Source organism: Gordonia sp. OPL2, assembly GCF_003797825.1.
Lineage (GTDB): Bacteria > Actinomycetota > Actinomycetes > Mycobacteriales > Mycobacteriaceae > Gordonia.
This window is the reverse complement of sequence record NZ_RKME01000050.1, coordinates 1-22,180: the sequence shown is the minus strand read 5'-3', so window position 1 is coordinate 22,180 and position 22,180 is coordinate 1. Positions and strand designations below refer to the sequence as shown.

At 67.6% G+C, this 22,180-nt stretch carries 19 protein-coding genes; 13 read left to right on the top strand and 6 right to left on the bottom strand.

The features are described 5' to 3' along the window. Window positions 1–148: 148 nt before the first annotated feature. Window positions 149–2,209 carry an Rv1355c family protein gene (locus tag EEB19_RS25875; protein ID WP_187590202.1) on the bottom strand — a complete coding sequence of 687 codons (2,061 nt, stop codon included), beginning with the start codon at window positions 2,207–2,209 and terminating at the stop codon, window positions 149–151. A gap of 191 nt (window positions 2,210–2,400) precedes the next feature. Here EEB19_RS25875 and EEB19_RS25870 point away from each other — a divergent pair, with 191 nt between their 5' ends. Then, the gene (locus EEB19_RS25870; protein WP_187590201.1) at window positions 2,401–3,117 is read left to right on the top strand and encodes a hypothetical protein; all 717 of its coding nucleotides are present in this window, start codon (window positions 2,401–2,403) and stop codon (window positions 3,115–3,117) included. Here EEB19_RS25870 and EEB19_RS25865 read toward each other — a convergent pair. Beyond that, the gene (locus EEB19_RS25865; protein ID WP_187590200.1) at window positions 3,093–4,271 is read right to left on the bottom strand and encodes a GGDEF domain-containing protein; all 1,179 of its coding nucleotides are present in this window, start codon (window positions 4,269–4,271) and stop codon (window positions 3,093–3,095) included. The two genes, EEB19_RS25870 and EEB19_RS25865, sit on opposite strands and share 25 nt — an antisense overlap. A gap of 270 nt (window positions 4,272–4,541) precedes the next feature. Between EEB19_RS25865 and EEB19_RS25860 the strand changes: the two genes are divergently transcribed. From EEB19_RS25860 to EEB19_RS25835, 6 genes are all read left to right on the top strand, one after another. Further along, window positions 4,542–5,930 carry a sugar transferase gene (locus tag EEB19_RS25860; RefSeq protein ID WP_187590199.1) on the top strand — a complete coding sequence of 463 codons (1,389 nt, stop codon included), beginning with the start codon at window positions 4,542–4,544 and terminating at the stop codon, window positions 5,928–5,930. A 49-nt stretch (window positions 5,931–5,979) separates the two neighbouring features. After that, complete coding sequence (locus tag EEB19_RS25855) at window positions 5,980–7,200, top strand: EAL domain-containing protein (RefSeq protein WP_187590198.1); 1,221 nt, start codon at window positions 5,980–5,982, stop codon at window positions 7,198–7,200. A 174-nt stretch (window positions 7,201–7,374) separates the two neighbouring features. After that, on the top strand, window positions 7,375–8,640 hold the full coding sequence (locus EEB19_RS25850; protein WP_187590197.1) for a class I SAM-dependent methyltransferase: 1,266 nt from the start codon (window positions 7,375–7,377) through the stop codon (window positions 8,638–8,640). A gap of 13 nt (window positions 8,641–8,653) precedes the next feature. Further along, window positions 8,654–9,442, top strand: a complete 789-nt coding sequence (locus EEB19_RS25845; protein WP_187590196.1) for a glucose-1-phosphate cytidylyltransferase — start codon at window positions 8,654–8,656, stop codon at window positions 9,440–9,442. Beyond that, a complete protein-coding gene (locus EEB19_RS25840) occupies window positions 9,439–10,089 on the top strand; it encodes a PIG-L deacetylase family protein (protein WP_187590195.1) in 651 nt (216 codons plus the stop codon). The genes EEB19_RS25845 and EEB19_RS25840 overlap by 4 nt, the downstream gene beginning before the upstream one ends. A gap of 2 nt (window positions 10,090–10,091) precedes the next feature. Then, a complete protein-coding gene (locus tag EEB19_RS25835; protein ID WP_187590194.1) occupies window positions 10,092–11,120 on the top strand; it encodes an NAD(P)-dependent oxidoreductase in 1,029 nt (342 codons plus the stop codon). Here the strand turns inward: EEB19_RS25835 and rfbC are convergent. Continuing rightward, the gene (rfbC, locus tag EEB19_RS25830) at window positions 11,104–11,658 is read right to left on the bottom strand and encodes a dTDP-4-dehydrorhamnose 3,5-epimerase (protein ID WP_187590193.1); all 555 of its coding nucleotides are present in this window, start codon (window positions 11,656–11,658) and stop codon (window positions 11,104–11,106) included. The genes EEB19_RS25835 and rfbC overlap by 17 nt on opposite strands. A gap of 14 nt (window positions 11,659–11,672) precedes the next feature. Here rfbC and EEB19_RS25825 point away from each other — a divergent pair, with 14 nt between their 5' ends. From EEB19_RS25825 to EEB19_RS25815, 3 genes are all read left to right on the top strand, one after another. After that, the gene (locus EEB19_RS25825; protein ID WP_187590192.1) at window positions 11,673–12,788 is read left to right on the top strand and encodes a transferase; all 1,116 of its coding nucleotides are present in this window, start codon (window positions 11,673–11,675) and stop codon (window positions 12,786–12,788) included. Then, the gene (locus EEB19_RS25820; RefSeq protein ID WP_187590191.1) at window positions 12,781–14,136 is read left to right on the top strand and encodes a glutamate-1-semialdehyde 2,1-aminomutase; all 1,356 of its coding nucleotides are present in this window, start codon (window positions 12,781–12,783) and stop codon (window positions 14,134–14,136) included. The genes EEB19_RS25825 and EEB19_RS25820 overlap by 8 nt, the downstream gene beginning before the upstream one ends. Before the next feature lie 192 nt (window positions 14,137–14,328). Continuing rightward, window positions 14,329–15,177: an endonuclease domain-containing protein gene (locus EEB19_RS25815; protein WP_187590190.1), complete on the top strand. Its 849-nt coding sequence runs from the start codon at window positions 14,329–14,331 to the stop codon at window positions 15,175–15,177. A gap of 111 nt (window positions 15,178–15,288) precedes the next feature. Here EEB19_RS25815 and EEB19_RS25810 read toward each other — a convergent pair whose 3' ends face one another. Beyond that, window positions 15,289–16,251 (bottom strand): 1,4-dihydroxy-2-naphthoyl-CoA synthase, encoded by a 963-nt coding sequence (locus EEB19_RS25810; RefSeq protein WP_187590189.1) that lies wholly within the window; start codon window positions 16,249–16,251, stop codon window positions 15,289–15,291. Window positions 16,252–16,376: 125 nt separating this feature from the next. Here EEB19_RS25810 and EEB19_RS25805 point away from each other — a divergent pair, with 125 nt between their 5' ends. The 3 genes from EEB19_RS25805 (at window position 16,377) to EEB19_RS25795 (ending at window position 19,303) form a co-directional block, all read left to right on the top strand. Further along, window positions 16,377–16,562, top strand: a complete 186-nt coding sequence (locus EEB19_RS25805; RefSeq protein WP_187590188.1) for a hypothetical protein — start codon at window positions 16,377–16,379, stop codon at window positions 16,560–16,562. Between the two features lie 23 nt (window positions 16,563–16,585). After that, window positions 16,586–17,245 carry a PaaI family thioesterase gene (locus EEB19_RS25800; RefSeq protein ID WP_187590187.1) on the top strand — a complete coding sequence of 220 codons (660 nt, stop codon included), beginning with the start codon at window positions 16,586–16,588 and terminating at the stop codon, window positions 17,243–17,245. Window positions 17,246–17,347: 102 nt separating this feature from the next. Beyond that, entirely contained in the window at window positions 17,348–19,303 is a 1,956-nt protein-coding gene (locus EEB19_RS25795; protein ID WP_187590186.1) for a hypothetical protein, read from the top strand. 279 nt (window positions 19,304–19,582) lie between these two features. Here EEB19_RS25795 and EEB19_RS25790 read toward each other — a convergent pair whose 3' ends face one another. Both EEB19_RS25790 and EEB19_RS25785 read right to left on the bottom strand, forming a co-directional pair. Beyond that, window positions 19,583–20,932, bottom strand: coding sequence for a trans-acting enoyl reductase family protein (locus EEB19_RS25790; RefSeq protein WP_187590185.1), 1,350 nt, complete (start codon window positions 20,930–20,932; stop codon window positions 19,583–19,585). 46 nt (window positions 20,933–20,978) lie between these two features. After that, window positions 20,979–22,133 (bottom strand): AbrB family transcriptional regulator, encoded by a 1,155-nt coding sequence (locus EEB19_RS25785; RefSeq protein WP_187590184.1) that lies wholly within the window; start codon window positions 22,131–22,133, stop codon window positions 20,979–20,981. Between the last annotated feature and the right edge of the window lie 47 nt (window positions 22,134–22,180).

Below are 22,180 nucleotides of genomic sequence, written 5' to 3'. Positions count from 1 at the left end.
GTCGAGTAGGTGGGCGGGGGGTGGCCCTTCGTGACGCTCGCAGGCTCGCTCCTCAGGGATCGGGGGACGCTCGCGGGCTCGCTCCTCAGGGATCGGGGGACGCTCGCAGGCTCGCTCGCTACTCGACCAGCGTGAAGGGGGACGGTTGCTAGTCGACCGGCGGTGGGGGCACGGCGCGCGAGATCCGCAACGCGATCGTCATGGCCTCGTCCTCGGCGACGGGCCAGGTCTCCAGCAGTTCCCGCCGCAGTGCGACGAGGTCGTCACCGTGCGCCGACGAGAGCCCGCGCGCCTCGGCGTCGTCGAGCGCGTAGAAGAACGTCGGCGTCATCGGGTGGACGCGGTAGCCGAGCATCTCCGCGGTGATCCACAGTTGCTGCATGGTCTGGCCCGCCCGCAGGTAATCCTCACTGTCGGAACCCTTCTGGACGAGCAGCAGCACGGCCGACGCGGTGGCGACGCGCCGTCCGGTGTCCGCGCCGAGGGCGGCGCCGGCGTCCCACTCGTCGAGCAGGGCCATCACGTCGGGGCGGCGGAGGACGTCGAACATCCCGGCCATCGCGGGCGGGAGGTCGAGCGAGTCGACCTGGATGCCGACCGGTGTGCACGGATCGTCGGTGAGTTCGGCGAACATCTCCTGATGCAATTCCGGTGTCAGGAACCGAATCCGGTCCGAGTGCGCGAGGATCGAGGCGCACCGGCCGATCTCCTCGCGGTCGGTGATCTGGATCAGTCGGGTCCGCGCGGTCGCGCCCGCCTCGTCGAGTCGGACGGCGTCCTCCTCGGAGATCGGGGACGCATCACCGGCCTCGCGGCGCGTCGACCTGCTCAGGATCGACGGCAGTTCGGTGGCGTCGGCGGGGTCGGAATCGTCGGTCAGCACGCCGTTGTCGGTGAGGGTCACCCGTGCGGACAGCTGCTCGCCGGCGCCGAGGATCTCGGTCGGGCCGAGCTTGCCGCGACTGGCCGCCGCCACGCGCGCATTGTGGACGGCCGCGCCGACGGCGACCAACGACGCACGGTGTGCGAGGTCGAGGGTCGAGGTCCGCTCGGGATCGAGCGCAACGGTCACGGCGTCGCCCTCGGCGGTGATCGACCACGGCTGCTGGTTGCCGGCCGACGGCGCCTGCTGCGCGGCGTACCGGACGAGGGCGACGTCCGAGAGAGTCTCCGGTTCGGGCCCGGCGGGTGACTGCGCGGTCGCCGGTTCCGGTACGCGTTCCTCGAGCAGCGGGTCGGCCAGGTCGTCGAGCCACAGGTCGCGGTCGAAGCGCACACGGCCCGAGGGCAGGGGACGGCCCTGCGCGATGCGGCGGACGGCCGCGGCGACCGAGGCGCCGCCGAGCAGGACGTCGCCGGCGAGCTGCGGCCACGCGGTCACCGAGAATCCGAGTTCGATGGCCGAGGCAGCCATGCGGGCGGAGACCTTGGCCGGTTCGAGCACCTTGACCGCCAGCGGGGTGAGAGCGGCCCGGTCGAGCCCGACGAGATCCTCGATCCGCAGATCGCCTGCGAGGCCGTGCAGGATGGGCCGGTCGGGCTCGAGGTCGAACCGTTCGACGTCGAGGACGCCGCCGTCGGAGGTCTCCATGATGACGGGGATGCCCGCTTCCCGGCATTTCTGCCGGACCAGAACCTTCACGTCGAAGGAGTCACATTCCTCGACGACGAGATCGAGGCCGTCGAGAAACGCGTCGATGTTGTCGGGAGTGATTCCGTCGTCGAATATTCTTGTGCGGACATAAGGATCTATTTCGGCAATTCTTCTCGACGCCACGACTGCTTTGTTGAGTTCGAGATCCATCAATGTTGCGGGAATTCGATTCATGTTGGTCAATTCCAGGGAATCGAAATCCGCAAGGTGTAATTCACCGGCGAGACCCTCGAGCGCCAGTGTCAGCGCGATCGCATGGCCCACACTCAGGCCGACGATCCCGATCCGCAACGCGGATGCACGGTCCTGCTCGGCGGCGGTCAGCTTGTGCCGGTTCCGATCGAGTCGGAGGCGGCGGTAGGAGCGGGGACCGGGGACCTTCACGAGGGTGCGGCGCCACGGATACCAGGCATAGCCTGCGGGTTCGTCCATGAGGTCGGGCCCGGGCGGGGGCAGGAGGGTCGGTAGCGACCGAAGGGCGGCGGCGGTGGCGTCGATGACGGATACGGCGGGGTCGTCGATCAGGTATCCGGGGGCCGACGACTCGGGGAACATGACGGCCGAGGCCTCTTGCGCGTTGTACACCTGAGTATGGTGACGTACTTCCCCGACTGCCGCCAAGTGAAACATTCGCGGTCTAGAATTCGAATCAACCCAACAAATGGTGCACTATGGCAACATTGGCCGTGAAGCCAGTACAGATTATCCGTTCTGTTTCACTGTGTTCTCGGAAAGGTTGAATCAGCATGACTATCGCCCTCTCTTCTATTCCCACCGGCGTTCTCCGTGTGCGGAACGAGTCGGACCGCGGCTACACCGTTATCGCGGCAGACCCGCGCGCACAGCGAAAGCTGTGGCGCGACTACCTGTTCGGCGCCGAATCGGCGTACGACCGCCACGGCTGTGCGGCCGCACTCGAACTCGACGCGGTGATCGGCGGGGAGGGGACGGCACTGTTCTACGTCGTGCTCGACGATGAGAACCGCATCGTCGGCGGACTGCGTGTGCAGCACCGTTTCGACGCTGCGGCACAGTCCCACGCGCTCGAGGAGTGGGCCGGGCAGCCGGGGCAGGTGGACCTCGTGAACGCGATCGAATCCCGACTGACCGGCGGTGTCGTCGAGGTGAAGACCGCATGGGTGGACGAGCGGTCGCCGCTCGCCGCAGATGTCGCGGGGCAGCTGTCGCGGCTGGGGCTGGTGATCATGGAGATGTCCGGCGTCGACCACATGATGGCGACGGCCGCGGATCACGTGCTGCGCCGGTGGGAGTCCGGTGGCGGACGAGTCGACGAATCGGTGTCTGCGACACCGTTCCCGGATGATCGCTACCGCACCCGGCTGATGTGGTGGGAGCGGGCCGAGTTGCAGGAGCGGACCTCACCGGAGACCTGGCGTCGGATGCGCTACGAGGCCGACATGCTGCAGACGCTGGTTCCTCAGTCGTCCGGCGTGCGCGGATAGTCCGCGAAATCCGCGGGGCGACGGGAGAACAGCTGATACAGGCTGTCGGGTGGGGTGGAGCGCATGACCGGCTCGAGTCCGTCGGACTTGTCGCTCGGCTTACGCCAGACGATCGGATCCATCGACACGACGTCGACCCGATCGCGGCCCGACTCTTTGGCCCGGTAGACGCATCGATCCGCACGATCGAGCAGGCGGGAGACGACGGTGTCTGTCGCCAGCGCGTTGGCGCGGGTCGAGGTCACCAGGGGCGCACACACCCCGCCGATGCTCAGCGTGACCGGATTGGCCTCGGCCACTGCGACCCGGAACTGCTCGGCCAGGGTGTGGAGTTCCTCCTCGTCGCGCGCGACGCAGAACACCAGGAACTCCTCGCCGCCGAAGCGGCTGACGACCGAACCGGCAGGGGCGGTCTCGCGGATGGCGGCTGCCACCGACAGCAGTACGCCGTCTCCGGCGAGGTGGCCGTGCCGATCGTTGATCCGCTTGAAGTGATCGATGTCCATCAGGAGGATGCCGACCCAACCGGTCGACACCCGGGCGGCGGCGAGCAGCTGTGCCACGCGGGCGAGGAAGCCGCGGCGATTGAACAGGCCGGTGAGTGGGTCGATCCCGTTGAGGCGGGCCTGCCGGTGGAGCGTGGCCTCCAGCGACCGGCGTAGCGCCACGACGAGGAAGACCGGGACGGTGATCAGGCCGAGCATCGATCCGATGCTGATCATGAATGCCGGCACGGACACCGTGGTGAGGGCGAGGACCGTTGTCGACCCGGTGACCGCCAGGGCCAGCAGCGAGATGACCAGAGGCATCGACGGGGACATCGCGGCGATCGCGGGGATGACGGCGACGAGCGCCAGCACCGCGATCCCGGGCCGCGGATTCGCCAGGATCAGCGAGGTCCCGCAGATGCCGATGATGCCGAACGTGCCGAGGACCGCGAACTCGCCGTCGGAGAGGCGTTCCCGGAACGCGGTGATGAGGAACGCGGTCGCGATGAACGACCAGATCACCAGCAGGGGGACGAGCCCGCCGTCGCGGAGTGTCTGCGGTGCCAGCACCGCGATGACCGGCAGTGGCAGCACGCCACCGGTGCTGATGAGGGTCGCCGTCGACCGCGCGTCGTAACGGCGGAATGCCTTCTCGACGAACTTCATGAGAATCGACAGTCTCGGATCGACAATGGCGACTGCCGGTCTCGCGCAGGCGCAATTGCCGGGAGAAACGAAATTCGTTGCGCGGGCGATCCACTAATCGACAAAGACGACGACGACCGCGGCACGCAAAGCATATTAGCCCAGCTGGGAACATCTGGCGACACATTCGTTGCCTATGCAAACAAAACAAAAATGGCTCTGTCCTGATATTTTGTGCAGGCAGTCCTGGCTCGCCCCGGGCGAGCCCCGATATCGAGGACGAACCCGTCAATGGTCTCCACTCCCGTACGGCCCGGCGCACGTCGGTGGACGCCTGTCGTCGTGCGCAACCGGACCGACGTCATCCTCGTCGGTCTCGACGCGGTGGTCCTCGCCGTCATCGTCCTGCTGGTCAACAGTGACGAGAGCACGCGCGGACGGGTCGTCGGGATCGTGGGTGTGCTCGTCACGCTGCTCGTGCTGGAGATGGCCGGCCTCTACCGTGCGCGGCTGACGCTCTCGGCGCTCGACGATCTGCCCCGACTCGCCGGATGGTCGATCATCACCTCGGGTGTGCTGTTCGCGATCTCCCGGCCGGGGGTGCACATCGCCAAGGCCACGGTCTACGCCCTCATCGTCTTCGCGGCCTTGTTCGTGGTGCGCGTCGTCTACTACGCCTACGCGCGGCACCGACGGAGGGCGTCGTCGGGCCGGCGGCTGCGCACGGCCGTCCTCGGCGGCGGCGTCGTCGCGGCCGAACTCATCGCGAGTACCCGTGCTCATCCGGAGTTGGGTCTGGACATCGTGCTGGCGGTGAGCGACGACCCGATGCCGGAACTGTCGGGCACCGGCGTTCCGATCGAGGGCGGCCTCGCGTCGATCCGCGACAAGGTGAAGGCGCACAAGATCCACACGCTGCTGGTGGCGTTCAGTTCGGCGCCGGACTCCCGATTGGTCACGCCGCTGCGTGAATGCGACGAGCTCGACTGCGAGATCTTCATCGTGCCGCGCCTGTTCGAGTTCATGTCGCTGTCGCGCGACATGGACCGCATCCACACGATCCCGCTCGTGCGCGTCCGCCGCGACGCGATCCGGACCTGGTACTGGTCGATGAAACGTGTCTTCGACGTGACCGTGGTGTCGTTGGCGCTCCTCGTGTTCAGCCCGATACTGGCCGCCGTCGCGCTCGCCGTCTACCTGTCCGACCCGGGGGCCCCGATCATCTTCCGCCAGGCCAGGATCGGACGCGGCGGACAGTTGTTCGACGTGCTGAAGTTCCGCTCCATGCGGCCGGTGCCGGAGCAGGCGTCGAACTCCGAGTGGCAACCCGCCGATGTCGACCGGATCGGTCGTGTCGGGCGGATCATCCGCAAGACGTCGCTCGACGAGTTGCCGCAATTGTGGAATGTGTTGCGTGGCGACATGTCGATCGTCGGGCCCCGCCCCGAACGCCCGCACTTCGTCGAACAATTCGAGACCTCGATCCCGAGTTACCGCGATCGGCACCGCGTCGATGTCGGATTGACGGGCTGGGCCGCGGTGCACGGTCTGCGCGGCGACACGAGCATCACCGACCGCGCCATCTACGACAACTTCTACATCGAGAACTGGAGTGTGTGGCTCGACATCAAGATCATCATCCGGACCATCGGCGCGGTGATCCGCGGCACGGGCAGCTGACACTGTTCGAATGCTGCTCCAACGAACGTTGAGGACATAGACTCAGACAATGCGCACAGGCGAGTTCGGCGACGGTGACGACGCCGCGTGGCCGGAGGCCACGATCGTCATCGCGATCTCCGCCGACCCCTATCATCGCGCGGCGGTCGCGTACGGTCGCGAGATCTCGGTGGTGATGGCCGAACGATTCGTCGAACGTGAACTGCTGCCGATCACCCCGCACGCGACGTTCCGTCGGCGCGCCGATCTCGAATGGATCGTCACGCTGACCTCGGACGGGCCCGATCTGGAGCAGTTCATCACGGCGTCGCGCATCCGTCTGGGTTCCCATCTCATCGACGTCGACGGCCAGACGACATTCCTGGATCTGTGCATGGGGATCGCGGTCGCCGAGCAGATCCCGGACGCCTCGAGCACCGAGGAACTCGTGCGGTGCGCCGACGCGGCACTGTGTTTCGCGCTCATCCGACAGCATCACGTCGTGGTCGCCGACGAACAGACCCTCCCGCTGGTCCACATGCAGGTCGACATCGGGAACAGGCTTGCCCGCTCCGCGGAGAGTGATTTCCTCGTGTACTACCAGCCGATCGTGAATCTGACCGATACGCAGCCGGTGGGATTCGAGTCGTTGTTGCGGTGGCGCAGCGGGAACGCGATCCTCACCCCGGCGTCGTTCCTGATGGCGGCGCAGGCGACCTCGCTGATCGTGCCGATCGGGCAACATGCCCTCGCCGACGCGGTCACCACTCTCGCGCGGGAGGTCACCCCGGCCTTCGGTGCGAACTCGTTCGTCGCGGTCAACCTGTCCGGTCAACAACTCTGGGTCGATGGTGTCGTCGACTTCATCGACGACCTGTTGCGCAGCAACGGCATTGCGCCGCAACGGTTGTGGGTGGAGGTCCGCGAGGACGAGGTGATCCGGTTGGGTACCGCGGCCGCACAGGCCATCCAGGACCTCCACGACATCGGCTGCACCATGTGCGTGGACGATCTCGGTGCCGGCTACTCGGCGTTGCGGTATCTGCGCGACCTGCCGATCGACGTCGTCAAGGTCGATCGATCCCTGATCAGCGGGCTCGTCGACAGCCCGGCCGATCGTGCCGTCGTCAAAGCGATCTGTGAGATCTCCCGCGCGTACGGGATGGTTCCGCTCGCCGAGGGCGTCGAGACCGAGGAGACGCTGGCCGAGTTGACCGGGCTGGGCTTCGAGATGGCGCAGGGCTACCTGTTCGGCAAGCCCGAATCGGCCGAGGTGCAGTTCCGGCAGTAGCGCGGTCGGTAACGATCCGGGGGCCGGTGACCGATTCACGTCATTGGATGGGGCATTCATCTTCGTCAGGAGAAGACCTCTCACCTTTGTTACCCTGACGGCGAGTTGGAGGGCAACCGTCGGGTCGTGTGGATCGGGGATCACACCAACGCCCGCGGGAAGGATGTGTGTGCGATGCAGTGTCGCCTGTGCGGGTCGACCCGCCTGCGCAGTGTGGTGGACCTCGGTGCGACGCCCCCGTGTGAACGCTTCCTGACCGAGTCCGAGCTGGACACCATGGAGCCCACGTTCCCGCTGCACCTGCGGCTCTGTGAGGACTGTCTGCTGCTGCAGATCCCGGCGCTCATCACGCCCGAGGACACCTTCACCGAATACGCCTACTTCTCGTCGTACTCCGACTCCTGGGTCGTGCACGCGCGGACCTTCGTCGACACCGCCACCGAGCGGGTCGGCCTCGACCCGGACTCGTTCGTCGTCGAGGTGGCCAGCAACGACGGCTATCTGCTGCAGCATGTGATCGCCGACGGCGTCCGCTGTCTCGGCATCGAACCATCGGTGAATGTCGGTGCAGCCGCGCGGGACAAAGGTGTGCCCACCGAGACCGCCTTCCTCGACGAGGAACTCGCGCACCGTGTCCGCGCCGAGTCCGGGGCCGCCGACCTCGTCGTCGCCAACAACGTCTACGCGCACATCCCGGACCTGCTCGGCTTCACCCGCGCGCTGCGCGGCCTGCTCGCCGACGACGGGTGGTTGAGCATCGAGGTCCACCATGCGCTGAACCTGGTGCAGCTCGGCCAGTTCGACACCATCTATCACGAGCATTTCCAGTACTACACGGTGCTCAGTGCCTCGCGGGCGCTCGCGACTGCGGGGCTGCGGGTCGTCGACGTGGAGCTGTTGTCGACCCACGGCGGCTCGATCAGGGTGTGGGCCCGGCCGGAGGAGACGGGTGCCGAGCCGAGCGCGCGGGTCGCGGATGTCCTACAGGCCGAACAGGATGCCGGACTCCATGACGTCTCGGGATACCTCGATCTGCAGGCCCGCACCGATTCGGTGCGACAGGAACTGCTGCGATTCCTGCTCGACGAGGGGTCGGCCGGGAAGCGGATCGTCGGCTACGGGGCGCCCGGCAAGGGCAACACGTTGCTCAACTACTGCGGTATCCGGCCCGACCTGATGGAGTACACCGTCGACCGCAACCCGTACAAACACGGGCGGTACACACCGGGCACGCGGATACCGATCCACCCGCCCGAGCGGATCGACGTCGACCGCCCCGACGTGATCGTGGTCCTGCCGTGGAATCTCGAGAGCGAGATCACCGCGCAGCTCGCACATGTCTCCGAGTGGGGTGGTCGGCTCGTGTATCCGCTTCCCACACTGCATTTCGCATCTCTCGACGCCGGCGAGCGGGTCGGGATCCCCGGCGGTACGCGATGAAGGTGGTTCGGTCATGAAGGTGGTCCTGTTCTGCGGCGGTTACGGGATGCGCATGCGCAATGCGCCCGACGACGACGTCCCCAAGCCGATGCAGATGGTGGGTCCACGACCGCTGATCTGGCATGTGATGCGGTACTACGCGCACTTCGGTCACACCGAGTTCATCCTCTGCCTCGGCTACGGTGCCTCGCACATCAAGGACTACTTCCTGCGTTACGAGGAGGCTGCGTCCAACGACTTCGTGATGCGCGACGGCAAGGTCGAGCTCCTGCACTCCGACATCGCCGACTGGACCATCAGTTTCATCGACACCGGGCTGGAATCGGCCATCGGAGAACGACTTCGGCGTGTGCGGTCACACCTGGGCGACGACGAGTACTTCCTCGCCAACTACGCCGATGTCCTGACCGACGCGCCGCTCAACGACATGATCGCCGAGGTCGTCGACTCCGGTGCTGCGGCGTCGATGATGATCGTGCCGCCCCAGTCGTCGTTCCACTGTGTCGATGTCAGCGACACCGGGAAGGTCAAGGCGATCACGCCCGTCTCCCAGTTCCCGATCTGGGAGAACGGCGGGTTCTTCGTGCTGACCCAGCAGATCTTCGACCACTTGCCCGAGGGGGGCGACCTCGTCGAGGACGCTTGTGGCGGGCTGGCCGCCGAGGGGCGGTTGTACGCCTACAAGCACGACGGTTTCTGGAAGCCCGCGGACACGTTCAAGGAACGCGCCGAACTCGATGCGCGGTTCGCCCGCGGGGATCGTCCGTGGATGGTGTGGGACGGCGACTCGCTCACCCCATGATCGATCTGACCACCTCGGCGCTGTCCGAGATCGCCGTCCTCGGTGCGCATTGCGACGACGTCGCCATCGGTATGGGCGGGACCCTGCTGACCGTGACCCGCCGCCACCCGGGCATCCGCATCCGGGCGTTGGTGCTGACCGGTGGCGGTACCGAACGCGAGGCCGAGGAGCGAAAGGCATTGGACGCGTTCTGCCCCGGCGCCGATGTCGAGCTCACCGTCCTCGACATCCCCGACGGTAGGACGCCGGCGCACTGGGACGCGGTGAAGGACGGGTTGTCGCGGTTTCGCCGCTCGGTGTCGCCGGAGGTGGTGTTCGCCCCGCAGCGCCACGATGCGCATCAGGATCACCGCCTGCTGGCGGAGCTGACACCCACCGAGTTCCGTGACCATCTGACTCTCGGCTACGAGATTCTCAAGTGGGAGAACGACATCGGCCAGCCGACGCTGTTCCATCCGCTGACCACCGCCGTCGCCGAGGAGAAGGTCCGGCTCTTGGGAGAGCACTATCCGTCCCAGGTCGCCCACGACTGGTTCGACGACCTGTCGTTCCTCGGGCTGTCGCGGCTGCGCGGCGTGCAGTGTCGCCATCCCCACGCCGAGGCCTTCGTTTTGGAGAAGGCACACCTGAACTTCGGAGGAGAATGAGCATGCGCGTACTGGTGACCGGCCATCAGGGATACCTGGGCACCGTGATGGTCCCGATGCTCCTGGCGGAGGGACACGACGTCGTCGGACTCGACAACGGCTACTTCGCGGACTGTGTACTGGGGCCGATGCCGACCAATCCGCCGGCGATCGATGTTGACCTGCGGGACGTCACGTCGCGTCATCTCGACGGCATCGACGCGGTCATCCATCTGGCGGCGTTGTCGAACGATCCGCTCGGGTCGTTGGCGCCCGAGATCACCTACGACATCAACCATCATGCATCGGTGCGATTGGCCCGCGCCGCGAAAGATGCCGGCGTGGCGCGGTTCCTGTACGCGTCGACCTGCTCGGTATACGGGTCGGCCGGTGAGGACCTCGTCACCGAGGACGCCCCGCTCAAGCCGCTGACGCCGTACGCCGAGAGCAAGGTGCGGGTGGAGGACGACGCCGCGGCGCTCGCCGACTCGGGCTTCGCGCCGGTGTTCCTCCGCAACGCGACCGCGTTCGGGTTCTCCCCGCGTCTGCGGGCCGACATCGTGCTGAACAACCTTGTCGGCCATGCGGTGCTGACCGGAGATGTGCGGGTGCTCTCCGACGGCACACCGTGGCGTCCACTGGTGCACGCCCAGGACATCGCTCGCGCGTTCATCACCTGCCTGGATGCGCCCACCGAGGCGATCTACTGCGCCGCCTACAACGTCGGCACCGAGACGAACAACCTGACCGTCGCCGACATCGCCGCGTCGGTCGTCGAGGCGGTCCCGGGGTCACAGCTGCTGATCACCGGGGAGAGCGGACCGGACCCGCGGTCGTACCGGGTCGACTTCTCCCGGGCGCGTGCGGGACTGGGCTTCGAGGCGAGCTGGACGATCCCCGACGGTGCGCGGGAGCTGTATGAGGCCTACACCTCCTACGGGCTCACCGAGGAGGCCTTCTTCAAACGGTTCACCCGGCTGGCGCAGCTCGAGAAGCTCCGCGCGGCAGGAGATCTCGATACGACCATGCGCCGGGTCAGCGCACGTGCGTGAGCAGTTCCTGCCAGGAGCCGGCCGCGGCGTCGCGCGCCGAGACCATCGTCACCGGTTCCGGCCAGGCGATCGCCAGATCGGGGTCGGTGTGTGCGACGGCGAGGTCCTCGGTCGGGTCGTGCGGCCGGTCGATCCGGTAGCAGACGTCGGCGAGGTCGGTGAGCGCCTGGAACCCGTGCAGGAATCCAGGTGGGACGTAGAGGTGGCGGAACTCGTTGTCGTCCAACCGGAACGCCTGCTGACGACCGAAGGTCGGCGAGTCGGGCCGGATGTCGACGAGCACGTCGTGGACCGCGCCGCGGGCGACCCGGACGAGTTTCGCCTCACCGCGTCCCGAGCGGCCGTGCATCCCGCGGACCACGCCCCGACGCGAACGCGACTGCGAATCCTGCACGAACGACGCCGATGCGCCAGGCCGGCCGAGATGGTCGTCGAAGACGGCGGCGTCGAACGTCCGGGTGAAGAGTCCGCGGTCGTCGGTGAACGGTTGCGGGACGAGGACCACGACGTCGGCGAGGTCGGTCGGTTCGATACGCACCAGGACATCGTCGCATGAGCGTGTGTCGCGCATGTGGGTTCGGACGTCCGGTCCCGGTGCTGGAACTGGGCGCGGTGCCGGCGGCCGATCATTTCCCACCGGTGTCCGAGCCGGTGTCATCGGCGGAGAGTTCGCATCCCGCGACGATGGTGCTGTGTGGTCGGTGTGGGCTGGCGCAACTCGCCGACGACGACACCGTGACACAGGAGCCGCGTGGCGTCGAGCCGCGGGCGCTGGTGGATCAGGCGGCCGCTGCACTGTGCGACGTCGAGGCCGCTGGTCTCCTGCGGGGGACCTCGGTGACCGAGTTCGGCAGCCCGCACGGCGGGACGTGGATACCGCAGCTGGAGGCGCGTGGCCTCACCGACGTGGGCCGCGACCATCCCGGTGGTGCGGATGTGGTCATCGACTCGATGGGGATCATGCATGAACCCGACCAGGCGGCCGCGTTTGCTCGACGTGCCGCGGCGACCGCCCCGGACGGGGTGCTGTTGATGCAGTTCCACTCGCTGGCCGCGATCGTCGGACAGGGTCAGTGGAATGCGCTGCGGCACGGGCATTTCGCCTACTACTCGCTGCCTGCGCTGGTCGGTCTGCTCCGGGCTGCGGGCATGTACGCGGCGACCGCTTGGCGATACGACCTCTACGGCGGGACGGTGATGGTCGCGGCGACGCATCGACCGTGCGAGCCGGACGCCACTCTCGCGGCGTTGATCGATGCCGAGCAGGACATGACCGATGCCGCTGTGGTGAGCGGGCTGCAGCGGGCCGTCGACCGTCATGTGCGCGGACTGCGGGGATGGCTCGACGACGAGGCGGCAGCGGGACGTCGGGTCTACGCCTACGGTGCCGCGTCACGCGCGGTGGCGGTCTTCGGACTCGCGCAGGTGGACTCGTCGCTGATCGTCGGCGTCGCCGACGCGTCGCCGGCCAAGCACGGACGCCGGATGCCGGGGTGCGATGTGCCGATCATCTCGCCGTCGGAACTCGTTGCGGCGCAGCCGGACAGCGTGCTTCTGATGGTGCCGGATCTGCTGGACGAGGTGCGCGCTCGATTCCCGGAGATCGGGGATCGGTGGCGGGTCGACGGCGCCGAGGAGTATCCGAGCCGGGAGGGGACACATGGTTGAGCAGGGGGCCGGCAGGCGCAGTTTCGACGAGTCCAACCGGCTGCAGGCGGCATTGCACCGGATGGTGCCCGGCGGTGCGCACACCTATGCGCGCGGGGCCGATCAGTATCCCGACGACATGGCGCCCGTGCTGGTGCGCGGCGCCGGCGCGCACGTGTGGGATGCCGACGGCAACGAGTACGTCGAGTACGGCATCGGATTGCGTTCGGTGACACTCGGTCACGCGTTCGCCCCGGTCGTCGAGGCGGCGTGCGCGGCGATCGCGGACGGGATGAACTTCAGCCGGCCGAGCGTGCTGGAGGTCGCCGCGGCCGAGGACTTCCTCGATTTGGTGCCCACGGCCGACATGGTGAAGTTCGCGAAGAACGGATCGGACGTGACGACCGCCGCGATCCGCCTGGCGCGGGCGGTCACCGGGCGGCCGAAGATCGCCATCTGCAACCATCCGTTCTTCTCCGTGGACGACTGGTTCATCGGCGGCACCGACATGGCCGGCGGCATCCCGGGTGATGTCATCGACAAGGGAGTCCGGTTCTCCTACAACGACGTCGGTTCGCTCGACGCCGTCTTCGAGGCGCACCCCGGCGAGATCTGTGCGGTCATCCTGGAGGCGGCGACCGCGACCGCCGAACCGCAGCCCGGATTCCTCGAGGGCGTGCGCGCGCTGTGCGACACCCACGGGGCACTGTTGATCTTCGACGAGATGATCACCGGTTTCCGCTGGTCCGAACACGGGGCGCAGAGCCTGTACGGTGTGACCCCCGACCTGTCGTGCTGGGGCAAGGCGATGGGCAACGGGTTCCCGTTGTCGGCGTTGGCGGGCAAACGGGAGTTCATGGAACTCGGCGGCCTCAACACCGACCGAGACCGGGTCTTCCTGCTGTCGACGACGCACGGTCCGGAGACGGCGTCGTTGGCCGCGTTCCGGGCCGTCGTCGAGACCTATCGCACGTCGTCGCCGGTCGAGGCGATGGAGTCGGCGGGGCGACGCCTGGCCGAGGGGGTGAACCGCGCGGCGACCGACTTCGGTCTCGGCGCCTACGTCGAGGTGATCGGTCGGCCGTCGTGCCTCGTGTTCGTCACCCGCGATCCCGATGGCCAGCCGTCGCAGGCCTTCCGCACGCTGTTCCTGCAGGAACTGCTCGAGCGCGGCGTGCTGGGACAATCATTCGTGACGTCGGCGGCCCACACCGACGACGACATCGACGCCACGATCGCCGCGGTCCGCGAGGCCCTGCCGGTCTACGCGCGGGCGATCGAGGCCGGTTCCGTCGACGGATTGCTGCGTGGTCGGCCGGTTGCGCCCGCGATCCGTCGTCTCGCGGAGCCGAGGCGGCTGAGTCGGTGACATGAGTCCGCATGAAAGTCACCTGAGAGCGTCGATAAGTGGATAATCCACTTATCGACGCTCTCAGGTGACCCTGATGCGGGCGTCTTCCCCTATCACAGGGTCGCGCGGCGAGCCGTAGACATTCACAGCCGTCCAGCGACTGTGGATAGAGGTCGGGCGATCGCCGATCTCTCGCTGACACTGGTCGGCATGAGGTTGCGAGGTGTGTACCCGTGGTCCGAGCTGATCGAATTGGGCCTGCGGCGCAAAGACATCGAGCTGTTGGTGAAGAACAAAGATCTGACGCGACTCCGGCAGGGCTGGTACGCCACCACGGACGCGAACTGGCGTGTGGTCGAGGCGGTCAAGAAGGGTGGCGTGCTCACCTGCGTGGACGCGCTTGCCCACCACGGTGTCTGGGTGCCGGAGGAGCTGACGAAGTCGGTGCACGTCCGGGGCAATGCGCGCGCGACCCGCGCCCATCCCACATTCTGTCGGCAGTACGGCCGACCCGAACCGGAGACCGGTGCGATCGACGACATCCGGATCGCGTTCCGCCACGCTGTCCGGTGCCTGTCGCCGGAGGGCATCGTCGCCGTGGGGGACTCCATTCTCCACCAGGGTTTGATGGAGATGGCGGATGTTCGTGGCGAACTGTCGGCGGCACCCGCAGCGGTGCGTGAACTGCTCGAACGATGCGATGCGCTGGCGGATTCGGGAGCCGAATCCTTGGTGCGCTTTCGGCTGTACTCCGCGCGGGTATCGGTTCGGGTGCAGGTCGCCATCGAGGGCGTCGGGACGGTGGATCTGGTGGTCGGCGACCGGTTGATCATCGAGGTCGACGGGGACCGATATCACCGTACGAAGGAACAGATGGAGGAGGACAAACGTCGCGACCGTGTGGCAGCGTCCCAGGGCTACATCACCCTGCGGCTCACCTACGGCGCGGTCGTCGACACCTGGGATGACACGCTCGACGCCATCCTCGACATCGTCCGGCGCAAAGACCATCTGTGGCCGCGCAAGCGAGGGCCGAAGCGCGACGAGGCGTCCGCATGAGGGTCACCTCAGACCATCGATAAGTGGATAATCCACTTATCGGCGCCCTGAGGTGACTTCCATGCGGACCGTCCGCGAGTGTCGCTCGGATCGAGGACGTGGAGGCGGTCGTCAGTAGTAGTACGGGAAGGCGTCCCAGTCCGGAGATCGCTTCTCCAGGAACGCATCCCGACCTTCAACCGCCTCATCGGTCATGTAGGCCAGTCGGGTGGCCTCGCCGGCGAACACCTGCTGACCCATCAAGCCGTCGTCGGCGAGATTGAACGCGAACTTCAGCATGCGTTGCGCCGTCGGCGACTTCCCATTGATCGTGCGGCCCCATTCGATCGCGGTGTTCTCCAGATCCGCATGTGCGACAACACGGTTGACCGCACCCATCTGGTGCATCGTCTCGGCGTCGTAGGCCTCGCCGAGGAAGAAGATCTCGCGGGCGAACTTCTGACCGACCTGTTTGGCGAGGTAGGCACTGCCGTACCCGGCGTCGAAGGAGCCGACGTCGGCATCGGTCTGCTTGAACCGGGCGTGTTCGCGGGAGGCGAGGGTGAGGTCGCAGACGGCGTGCAACGAGTGTCCGCCGCCGGCGGCCCAGCCGTTGACGACGGCGATGACCACCTTCGGCATGGTGCGGATGAGGCGCTGCACCTCCAGGATGTGCAGTCGGCCGCCCTCCGCCTTGACCCGGTTCTCGTCGACACCCTGGGCCCCGGCCGCCGCGACGTCGGAGTCGTGGGCGGTGGCGTACTGATAGCCGGACCGACCACGGATCCGCTGGTCGCCGCCGCTGCAGAACGCCCACCCACCGTCCTTCGGGCTCGGGCCGTTGCCGGTGAGCAGGACCGTCCCGACATCGGGGGAGCGGCGCGCGTGATCGAGGGTGCGGTAGAGCTCGTCCACGGTGTGCGGGCGGAAGGCATTGCGCACCTCCGGACGATCGAACGCGATCCGGACGATTCCGTGGGCCCGGCCGCCGCCGACGTGCCGGTGGTAGGTGATGTCGGTGAGGTCGTCGAACCCGGGGACCGGCGCCCACTGGGCGGGGTCGAACGGCTGGGACGAATCGTTCGCGGTCGTCATGGTGCCGAGCCTACTGACCGCCGGCGGGACTCCGTGCGGCCACATCCAGGACACGATTTCATCGTGAAACGGACGTTGTGGGCGGTTCTGATGACACTCACAGAAAGAGCGTGCACCCTGGAACCGTGCCTCTATGGGGAGTCATCCTGATCGTCGTCATCGCGTGGGTCGCGGTGTCGGTGGTAGTCGCGCTCGTCGTCGGCCGGATGATCAAGCTGCGGGAGAGCCGGGAAGCGCCCCGCCGACGGACGATGCACGTCGTCGACGACCCGGACGACAGGTCGCGCAGGAGCCGCGAACACCTGGGCTGACCGCCTTCTATACGGTGATCACCATGAGTGATGGTTCCGTCGGTCCCGATACTGCGTCCGAGGTCGAGGTCGAGGACCCGCACGAAGGTGGCTTCCGGGCCCACACCGCCATCACGACCGATCGCGGTGGTCCCCGCTACGGCGAGTTCAGCGAGCAGGTTCGCACCCTGATGGACCGGGTCCGCTACGCATGCCCGACTCCCGAGCTGACCGATGAGCTGATCGACGCGCTCGCCGCGATCAACGACAAGCTCGCCGATGTCCGGATCGACGAATGGCACTCGCCCGCCGGAACTCGGATCGATCTGCCCGCTCGCGGAAACATCACCCTGCCGCCGTTCGAGGTCACCGACGTCAACGACGACGGTGTGTTCGCGACTGTCACCTTCCGCGACTACCACCTCGGCGGCAACAACGCCGCCCACGGCGGTCAGGTCGCGGTGGCGTTCGACGACCTGGGCGGATACGCGTCGGCCGTCGCCATCCAGGGCGTCAGCCGCACCGCCTACCTCACCGTGCAGTACCGGTCGATCACGCCGCTCAACACCCCGCTGCAGGCGCGGACGTGGGCCGACAAGGTCGACGGCCGCAAGGTGTACATCAAGGGAACCCTGCACGACGGTGACCGACTCTGCGCCGAGATGGACGCCCTCTTCATCAAGCTGAACCCGGGGCAGCCGTAGGGGTTTCGTAACGTTCTGCCGTCGGGTCGCGATCCATCTGGTGATCACTCCGGTGGGTACGTCCGTGCCGGAATTCCTGTGTGGTGTCGGCTGGGGGCTTGCATGTCGCGATCGTCGGTGAAGAAGCTGGGTGTGACGCGTCGGATCGTCGCGTCGTCGGGGTTGGCGGCAGCTTTGCTGATCGCGGCGCCGGCGGCGGTGGCGGCGGCCGACGACGGAGCGGACTCGACACCGTCGTCGAGCGGTCCCTCTGATCAGGTGCAGACCGACGGTGCCACGTCAGGCTCGGCCGCAACCGAATCGGAGTCCCCCGCAGGCGACGGCGGTACAGAGGCCGAGGTGCCGGCGGGTGACGCGGGCGATGGTGAGCCGGCCGGTGGCTCGAGTGGTGACGCGGCGGGTGGCGACTCGAGCGGCGCCGATGTCGGTGCCGGATCCGGTGAGGCCGATGCGGATGGTGGCTCGGGTTCGGCGGGGAGCGGTTCGGCGGAGACTGGTTCGGCGGGGAGCGGTTCGTCGGGCACCGGGGCGCCGGATACGGACATCGAGCGCGACGGCGGGGAGAGCCCCGCGGGGCAGACGCCCGCCGACGGGTCGTCGGCGCTGCCGACCGATTCCGCATCCGATTCCGCCTCGGACTCCATGCCGTCCTCGTGGTTTGCATGGCCCGGACGACACCGCGCCGACTCGGAACCCACCGGCCGACACCGCGCGGATGCCGAGCCGACCGGACGTCACCGCGCCGACGCGTCGACCACTGCGCCGATCACAGCGCCGACCGTCACCGAGAGCGCCGGACCGGCGACGTCGATCGACGAGTTCGTCGGGGAGCCGGGCACAGCCGCGGCAACCGCCGCCGACCCCGCGACCGCGCAGTCGGCGCCGGGTTCCTTCTATCGTCTCGTCGACGGTCCCGGCCACAAGGGCCTGATCTTCCTCGACCAGCAACTGACCGCGGCGGGCGTGCTGAGTCGTCGGAGCTCGGCGGACGGCAGCGATCTGCTCGGTCTCATCGGCCCGGGCGAACGCCTCTCGGTGCCGGCGCAGACAGTTGCCGAACGCTCCCTCGACAACGGATCGCTCGAGAACGGTTCGCTCGCCGGGCCGTCGTCGTCGAATCTCGATCCGGCGCAGGCATTCCTGCAGCAGGCGGTCAAGGTGCTCACCGCGCGGCTGGTGTGGGCGGGCATCGATCGTGGCAACGAGTACCTCGATCCGTCCGACTTCCAGGTGCTGATCGGCGACAACTATCGCATCGTCGACAACGACGGCATCACCTACACCTACGACACCGACGCTGACACCATCACGTTCACCAACACGACCGACGACGACGTCGCGATCATCGCGGTGGACCAGTTCAACGTGCCCCATGGTGACGGTCTGTACGTGGTGCCCGCCGGGCAGTCGACGACCATCGACGCCTCGGGCGACATCTCGGGCTATGTGCTGCAGGGACAACGGGATTCGGCCGGACGGGCGATCATCTACGGCATGGTCGTCGTTCAGGACGACCAGACGCTCAGCTACAACTTCAACCCGTTCGGCGGGGCCATCCGGGACACCGCCGACGAGTTCACCGACCCCGACGACGCATTCTGGGATCCGTCGGACGGTCTGGCCACCGGAATCCTGTGGCCGACGTTCGCCACCGGCGCCGACCCCGTCGACGACGGTGTCTACTACACGACCGATCGCAGCGGTATGACGATCCACAACGACGGGGATGCGGACATCGCGATCGTCGTGTTCACCGGCGGGGCATCGTCGAACACCTTGCCGCAGACCGACTTCTACGTGATCGAGGCGGGCGGATCACATCGGATCGATCTGCCCGAGGGTGCGTACGCGGTCACGTCGGTCCAGGGTGAGCGTGTCGTCGGCGGCCCGAACGCCGGCACACCGCGGATGTACGGGACGTTGACCGCGATCGGCTCGGCCACGGGGCCGGCCGTCACCGAGACCGATACCCTTCCGGGCGACGGAATCCCGTCGATCACACGCGGACCGTCGACGCCGGCTGCCAAGATCGACGAGGGCGTCGCCATCGTCGCCTGACGCGGGCCGGTCGTCGGCGGAGTGCGGGCACGATCGGCGGAAGCGCGGACCCGGTGGGCGGATTTGCGGGCACGATCGGCGGAATCCGGGGCACGGTCGGCGGATTCGCGGGCACGACGATGGGCGAGTGTGGGCACGATCGGGGGAATTCTGGACCCGCTCGGCGAGATTCTGGACCCGCTCGGCGAGGTCTGGGGCACGGTCGGCGAAGGGCGGCCTACCGGACGTGACCGGACGCGACAAGTCGCCCCACCGGTCGGCTCCGGCGGGGCGAGTCGGTCAGCTGAGTTCGACGGCGTCCAGCGTGGCGCCGGCCGCGCGGAGGCGGTCGGTCAGGACGTCGCCCATCGCGTAGGCCGGGGTGAGGATGCCGGAACGGTTGGGGAGACGGTCGCGTTCGAGTGCCAACGAGAGCGCGCTCTCGCCGAGCATGACCGCGGTCGCCTTGTACCCCGGATCACCCTTCATCCGCATCTGCGACCGGTAGCGGCGTCCGGTGGTCGTCGTCGTATACGTCTCGGTGACGAAAGAGCCCTTCTCCCGGGTCTTCTCGCTCGGTCCCTCACCGGGCTTGGGCAGCACCCGGTCGAGGAGTTTGCGCGTCGGGCCAAAACTCATGGCGCCCAGGAACGCTCCGGTCCCGACGGCCACCGCACCGGCGACGACGGTGGTGACGCCGGGGATCTGGCCGACCGACATCGTCTCGGCGTAGTGGAAGTCCTTGCCGTACGCGCCGTCGAGCAGGGCGTCGGTGCGGCGCACGATCCGCGTGTTGGACGCAGCCATGAAGAACGGTGCCAGCGTGCCCCGCATCGACGGATCGACCTTCTTGGCGCTGATCATGCTCATGTCGCTCGGCTCCGACGAGATCGACACGCGGGGTGTGTTGCCGGGTTCGCCCGACAGCGAGTGCGGATTCAGCAGCAGCCGGCGGGTCTGTGCGTCCCGCGACTCCTCGGCGATGACCCGCATCGAATCGATGGTGCCGCCGGAGATCCCGCCCTTGAACGACTTGACGACGAAGGTGGTGTCGGTGAGTTCCCCCGCGTCGTCGTCGGAGATCTTCTTCCACAGCAGATAGGCGCCGAGATCGGAAGGTACGGAATCGAATCCGCAGGCGTGGACGATCCGCGCGCCGGTCGCGACGGCGGTCTCGTGGGCCTTGTTGATCGAGAAGTGGATGAACGGCGCCTCGCCGGTGAGATCGACGTAGTCGGTGCCGGCGCTCGCGGCGGCGACGACGAGTGCCTCGCCGTAGCGCAGATAGGGCCCGACGGTGGTGCAGACGACGCGTGTGCGCGCAACCATCGCGTCCAGTGACGCGGGCGACGACGAGTCGGCGACGATCAGCGGCCAGTCGTGAGCGCGGGCGGGCAGCCGCTTGCGGGTGGCGGCGAGTTTGGTCTCCGATCGCCCGGCGAGCGCGACCTTGGTGCCACGCGGCGCGTGCTCGGCGAGGTACTTCGCGGTCAGTTCGCCGACGAATCCGGTGACGCCGAACACGACGACGTCGAACTCGCGTGCGTCGGATCGTGTGGTCGGCTGTGTGTCGGGCGTGGTGTCGCGATCTGCGGATGATGCGACCTGGTCAGTGGAATCAGTGGCTGAAGAGCCTGCCTCCCCGTTCATGACCTCGACTCTAGACATGTGGGCACACGGGGTCGAGGTTGCGCGGTCAGCGGCTGAACCGGCGGGCGGCGGCGCGAGCGGCGAACGGCGCGACGAACAGCATCAGCAGGACGCGCAGGATCTGCGCGGCGACGACGAAGGCGACATTGCCACCCGCTGCGGTCGCGGCGGCGAGCACCGCGTAGATACCGCCGGGTGTGGTGGCGAGGTAGCAGTCGAACATCGACTCACCGGTCCACACCGACAGCAGCACGCCGAGCAGGGCGCACCCGACACCGATCGCGATGATCAGCACGAGTGCGGCAGGCAGGACACGTCCGATCGCGCGCAGGCGTGCCATCGTGAAGCCGAGTCCGGCCTGCCAGCCGATGATGGCGTAGGCGATGGTCAGCAGGACTGTCGAGACCGCGGCGTCGCCGGCGATGCCGGTCAGTTCCGCGATCGTGGCCAGCGCCATCGGTCCCAGGAGTCCGGCCGCGGGCAGGTGGATGAGCCGGCCCAGCGGGATGCCGATGCCGAGACAGACGGCCAGCAGGATCAGCCCGGTGCCCTGCTGGGTCAGGCTCGGGGGCGCCTCCGCCATCCCGGTCGCGTGGGCGTCGAACACGACGGACGCGACGAGCGGGATCGTGATGGTGACGAGCGCGACGCGCAGGTACTGGATGACCGCGACCATCCGTTCGTCGCCGCCGAGTTCACGGGTGAGGGCGACGAGCCCGGACGCACCGCCGGCGACCAACGCGAGTGATCCGGTGAGCGGGTCGACCAGGCGATGAAGGCCGAGGAGGGCGCCGCCGATCACCGACATCGCAAGCGTTCCCAGACCGATGACGAGGACCGGGAACCACGCCGAGCCCAGGCCGGACAGCGTCTCCGGGTCGGCCATCGTCCCGATGAACACACCCAGCACGCCCTGGGCCGCGAGCATCGCGGGCCGTGGGATCGCGGGGGCGTCGTCGGCGGGTTCGGTGGGTTCGGTGGTGGCGCCGGGGTCCGTGGTGTCGGGGTGATCTGCGGTGGCGGTGTGGTCTGTCGAGTTGGGGCGCGCGGCCGATTGTCGTCGGCGCGGGGCGAAACCCAGGATCGCCAGTGCTCCTGCCATCACGAGACCGGCGAAGAGCGCGGCGGCGTCCACATCGAGAAGTTCGAGAAGATACGTCGCGGCGGCGGTGAGGACGGCCAGCAGAATCCAACGACGCACTCGCTCCACCTTATGGCGGCGAGCGGGGTGTGGCCTGTCTCTTATAC

What these genes read in the sequence shown, in the direction of transcription:
- EEB19_RS25865 (WP_187590200.1), bottom strand. Translation starts at nt 4,271, where the DNA reads ATGAAGTTCGTCGAGAAGGCATTCCGCCGTTACGACGCGCGGTCGACG.
- EEB19_RS25825 (WP_187590192.1), top strand. Translation starts at nt 11,673, where the DNA reads ATGAGCGTGTGTCGCGCATGTGGGTTCGGACGTCCGGTCCCGGTGCTG.
- EEB19_RS25800 (WP_187590187.1), top strand. Translation starts at nt 16,586, where the DNA reads ATGAGTGATGGTTCCGTCGGTCCCGATACTGCGTCCGAGGTCGAGGTC.
- EEB19_RS25790 (WP_187590185.1), bottom strand. Translation starts at nt 20,932, where the DNA reads ATGAACGGGGAGGCAGGCTCTTCAGCCACTGATTCCACTGACCAGGTC.
- EEB19_RS25840 (WP_187590195.1), top strand. Translation starts at nt 9,439, where the DNA reads ATGATCGATCTGACCACCTCGGCGCTGTCCGAGATCGCCGTCCTCGGT.
- EEB19_RS25795 (WP_187590186.1), top strand. Translation starts at nt 17,348, where the DNA reads ATGTCGCGATCGTCGGTGAAGAAGCTGGGTGTGACGCGTCGGATCGTC.
- EEB19_RS25855 (WP_187590198.1), top strand. Translation starts at nt 5,980, where the DNA reads ATGCGCACAGGCGAGTTCGGCGACGGTGACGACGCCGCGTGGCCGGAG.
- EEB19_RS25845 (WP_187590196.1), top strand. Translation starts at nt 8,654, where the DNA reads ATGAAGGTGGTCCTGTTCTGCGGCGGTTACGGGATGCGCATGCGCAAT.
- EEB19_RS25850 (WP_187590197.1), top strand. Translation starts at nt 7,375, where the DNA reads ATGCAGTGTCGCCTGTGCGGGTCGACCCGCCTGCGCAGTGTGGTGGAC.
- EEB19_RS25810 (WP_187590189.1), bottom strand. Translation starts at nt 16,251, where the DNA reads ATGACGACCGCGAACGATTCGTCCCAGCCGTTCGACCCCGCCCAGTGG.
- EEB19_RS25870 (WP_187590201.1), top strand. Translation starts at nt 2,401, where the DNA reads ATGACTATCGCCCTCTCTTCTATTCCCACCGGCGTTCTCCGTGTGCGG.
- EEB19_RS25820 (WP_187590191.1), top strand. Translation starts at nt 12,781, where the DNA reads ATGGTTGAGCAGGGGGCCGGCAGGCGCAGTTTCGACGAGTCCAACCGG.
- EEB19_RS25835 (WP_187590194.1), top strand. Translation starts at nt 10,092, where the DNA reads ATGCGCGTACTGGTGACCGGCCATCAGGGATACCTGGGCACCGTGATG.
- EEB19_RS25875 (WP_187590202.1), bottom strand. Translation starts at nt 2,209, where the DNA reads ATGTTCCCCGAGTCGTCGGCCCCCGGATACCTGATCGACGACCCCGCC.
- EEB19_RS25815 (WP_187590190.1), top strand. Translation starts at nt 14,329, where the DNA reads ATGAGGTTGCGAGGTGTGTACCCGTGGTCCGAGCTGATCGAATTGGGC.
- EEB19_RS25860 (WP_187590199.1), top strand. Translation starts at nt 4,542, where the DNA reads ATGGTCTCCACTCCCGTACGGCCCGGCGCACGTCGGTGGACGCCTGTC.